The sequence below is a fragment of the Streptomyces sp. genome, from assembly GCF_031178505.1.
Taxonomy (GTDB): Bacteria; Actinomycetota; Actinomycetes; order Streptomycetales; family Streptomycetaceae; genus Streptomyces; species Streptomyces gulbargensis.
The window spans coordinates 1-3,533 of record NZ_JAPSIW010000718.1 but is presented as its reverse complement, the minus strand read 5'-3'; the positions used below and the strand labels follow the sequence as shown (position 1 = coordinate 3,533).

Here is a 3,533-nt window from a genome sequence, read left to right as displayed (position 1 = left end):
GAGTCCGTCTTCTACGAGCCGCAGCACCCCTACACCTGGGGCCTGCTCGGCTCGATGCCCCGCATCGACCGCGAGCAGACCGACCGGCTCATCCCGGTCAAGGGGAACCCGCCCAGCCTCATCAACGTCCCCAGCGGCTGCGCGTTCAACCCCCGCTGCCCGTACGCGGATGTCCCCAAGGGCGGCATCACGCGCACCCGGCGGCCCGAGCTGACCCTGGCGGGCGAGCGCCACTACTCCGCCTGTCACATGTCGCAGGAGGAGCGGACCCGTATCTGGACCGAAGAGATTGCGCCGAAGCTGTGAGCGACACTATGGAACCCCTGCTCAAGGTCACCGGCCTGAAGAAGCACTTCCCCATCCGGAAGGGCCTCCTCCAGCGCCAGACCGGTGCGGTCAAGGCGGTCGACGGCATCGACTTCGAGGTGCTGCCCGGTGAGACGCTCGGCGTGGTCGGCGAGTCCGGCTGCGGCAAGTCCACGATGGGCCGCCTGATCACGCGGCTGCTCGAACCGACCGCGGGAACCGTCGAGTTCCAGGGCACGGACATCTCGCACCTCGGCATCGCGGGCATGCGCCCGATGCGCCGGGACATCCAGATGATCTTCCAGGACCCGTACGGCTCGCTGAACCCGCGCCACACGGTCGGCACGATCGTCTCCGCCCCCTTCAAGCTCCAGGGCGTCGAGCCCGAGGGCGGCCTGAAGAAGGAGGTCCAGCGCCTCCTCGGCCTGGTCGGCCTCAACCCCGAGCACTACAACCGCTACCCGCACGAGTTCTCCGGCGGCCAGCGCCAGCGCATCGGCATCGCCCGCGCGCTCGCCCTCAAGCCGAAGCTCGTCGTCGCGGACGAGCCCGTCTCCGCCCTGGACGTCTCCATCCAGGCACAGGTGGTCAACCTCCTGGACGACCTCCAGCAGGAGCTCGGCCTCACCTACGTGATCATCGCGCACGACCTGTCGGTCATCCGGCACGTCTCCGACCGCATCGCGGTGATGTACCTCGGCAAGATCGTCGAGCTGGCGGACCGGAAGTCCCTGTACGAGTCGCCCATGCACCCGTACACGCGCGCCCTGATGTCGGCCGTCCCGATCCCGGACCCGCGCCGCCGGGGTGCCAAGAGCGAGCGGATCCTGCTGACCGGTGACGTCCCGTCCCCGATCGCCCCGCCGCCGGGCTGCCGCTTCCACACCCGCTGCTGGAAGGCGACGGAGGTGTGCAGGACGCAGGAGCCCCCGCTCCTGGAGCTGCGCCCGGGGCAGCGGGTCGCCTGCCACCACCCGGAGAACGCGGAGGGCGTCACCGTCCCGGCGGCCCGCGAGTCGGTGGACGTCACGATCACGAAGAAGCCGGAGGTGAAGGAGACGACGGCGGCGAAGGCCGGCGGGGAGTCCGGAGCGGAGCCGAAGGCCGCCGACGGGCCGGCCGCGCAGGACGACGCGCCCGGCGCCTGATCCGCGCCGCGACGCCCCGCCCGGCCGCGGGCCCGCGTCCCGCCCCTCCCGGCGGACGCCCGCCCACGGCCGGGCGCGGGGGAGCCCCGCCGCCCCGCGCCGGAGCGACCGGGACAATGGGGCGGTGCTCCACGACCTGTTCAGCCCCGATGTCCAGCACGCCCTGGACCTCGTCGGCATCTTCGTCTTCGCCATCTCCGGCGCCCTGCTCGCCGTCCGCAAGAACTTCGACGTCTTCGGCATCGCCGTCCTCGCCGAGGTCACCGCGCTCGGCGGCGGTCTCTTCCGCGACCTGATCATCGGCGCCGTACCCCCCGCCGCCTTCACCGATCTCGGCTACTTCCTCATGCCGCTGGTCGCGACGGCCCTCGTCTTCTTCCTCCACCCGGTGGTGGAGCGCACCCAGACCGCCGTGAACGTCTTCGACGCCGCCGGTCTCGGCCTCTTCTGCGTGACCGGGACGACCAAGGCGTACGACTACGGGCTCGGGCTCACCTCCTCCGCCGCGCTCGGCCTGGCCACCGCCGTCGGCGGCGGCGTCCTGCGGGACGTGCTCGCCAACGAGGTGCCCTCGCTGCTCCGGTGGGACCGGGACCTGTACGCGGTGCCGGCGATCGTCGGCGCCACGATGGTCGTCCTCTGCATCCGGTTCGACGCGCTCAACGCGTACACGAGCGGCGCCGCCGTCCTCACCGCCTTCGTCCTGCGGATCCTGGCGCTGCGCTTCCACTGGCGCGCGCCCCGCGCCTGGAACCGCCGCTCGGCCGCGCGGGAGGAGGAGGTACAAAAAGCTACCGCTCAGTAGTTTTCTGCTGTACGGTCTGCGGCATGAGCACGCGCACCGAGACGACCGCGGAGAACGTCGCCACGACGAGCGAGTTCGACCGCGACACCGCCGTCACCCTCCGGGAGCCGGGCGTCTACGACGCCGACCTCTCCGCGGGCTGGACGATCATCCACGCCGTCAACGGCGGATACCTCCTCGCCCTGCTCGGCCGCGCTCTCGGTGACCACCTCCCGCACCCCGACCCGTTCACGATCTCGGCGCACTACCTGACGCCGTCCGTGCCGGGCCGCGCGGTGATCAGGACCGAGACCGTTCGCACCGGCCGGACGCTCTCCACCGGCCAGGCCTCACTCTTCCAGTACGAGGAGGACGGCACCGAGGTCGAGCGCATCCGCGTCCTCGCCTCCTACGGCGACCTGGACGCCCTCCCCGACGACGTCCGCACCACCGCGACGCCCCCGGCCCTCGCGCCCCTCGACCAGTGCTTCGGCGCCTCCGACGGCCCCACCCCGCAGATCCCCGGCTCCTCCGCCATCACCGAGCGGCTCGACATCCGCCTCGACCCGGCCTGCGTCGGCTGGGCGATCGGCGCCCCCTCGGGCAAGGGCGAGATGCGCGCCTGGTTCGGCCTCGCCGACGGCCGTGAGCCGGACCCGCTCTCCCTGCTGCTCACGGTCGACGCCCTGCCGCCGACCTCCTTCGAGCTGGGCCTCAAGGGATGGACGCCCACCGTGGAACTCACCACCCACGTCCGCTGCCGCCCCGCGCCCGGCCCGCTCAGGGTCTCCATCACCACCCGCAACCTGGCCGGCGGCTTCCTGGAGGAGGACGCCGAGGTCTGGGACAGCGCCGACCGCCTGGTCGCCCAGTCCCGCCAGCTGGCCCGCGCGCCGAGGGGCTGAACGGGGCGGGCCTGGCGCGGCCCGGGGCCGGGTGCGGGGAGGTCCGGGGGCCGTCCGGCCCCGCCCGCCGCCGGGTCCCGCCCGGTCCCCGGGCCGGACTTCCGTGGGGGACTCGTAGAATCGAGCCACCATGGCTTACCTGGACCACGCCGCGACCACGCCCATGCTCCCCGAGGCGATCGAGGCGATGACCGCCCACCTCGGCGTCACGGGCAACGCCTCCTCCCTCCACGCCGCCGGCCGCAGAGCCCGGCGGACCGTCGAGGAGGGGCGCGAGACGCTCGCCGCCGCGCTCGGCGCACGCCCCAGCGAGGTGGTCCTCACCTCCGGCGGCACCGAGGCCGACAACCTCGCCGTCAAGGGCCTCTACTGGTCCCGCCGCGCCGCCGA

General features: G+C 72.9%; 5 protein-coding genes. All 5 read left to right on the top strand.

Annotated features, from left to right (window positions below; translation table 11 throughout):
- Positions 1-306 (top strand): oligopeptide/dipeptide ABC transporter ATP-binding protein (locus RIF68_RS31065; protein WP_375165760.1); only part of this gene is annotated, 306 nt, incomplete at its 5' end.
- A gap of 8 nt (positions 307-314) precedes the next feature.
- A complete protein-coding gene (locus RIF68_RS31060) occupies positions 315-1,454 on the top strand; it encodes a dipeptide ABC transporter ATP-binding protein (RefSeq protein ID WP_309054604.1) in 1,140 nt (379 codons plus the stop codon).
- Positions 1,455-1,578: 124 nt separating this feature from the next.
- Entirely contained in the window at positions 1,579-2,259 is a 681-nt protein-coding gene (locus RIF68_RS31055) for a trimeric intracellular cation channel family protein (protein ID WP_309054603.1), read from the top strand.
- Between the two features lie 23 nt (positions 2,260-2,282).
- A complete protein-coding gene (locus tag RIF68_RS31050; RefSeq protein ID WP_309054602.1) occupies positions 2,283-3,143 on the top strand; it encodes a thioesterase family protein in 861 nt (286 codons plus the stop codon).
- 130 nt (positions 3,144-3,273) lie between these two features.
- Positions 3,274-3,533: aminotransferase class V-fold PLP-dependent enzyme (locus RIF68_RS31045; RefSeq protein WP_309054601.1), on the top strand; the 260-nt coding region annotated here is incomplete at its 3' end.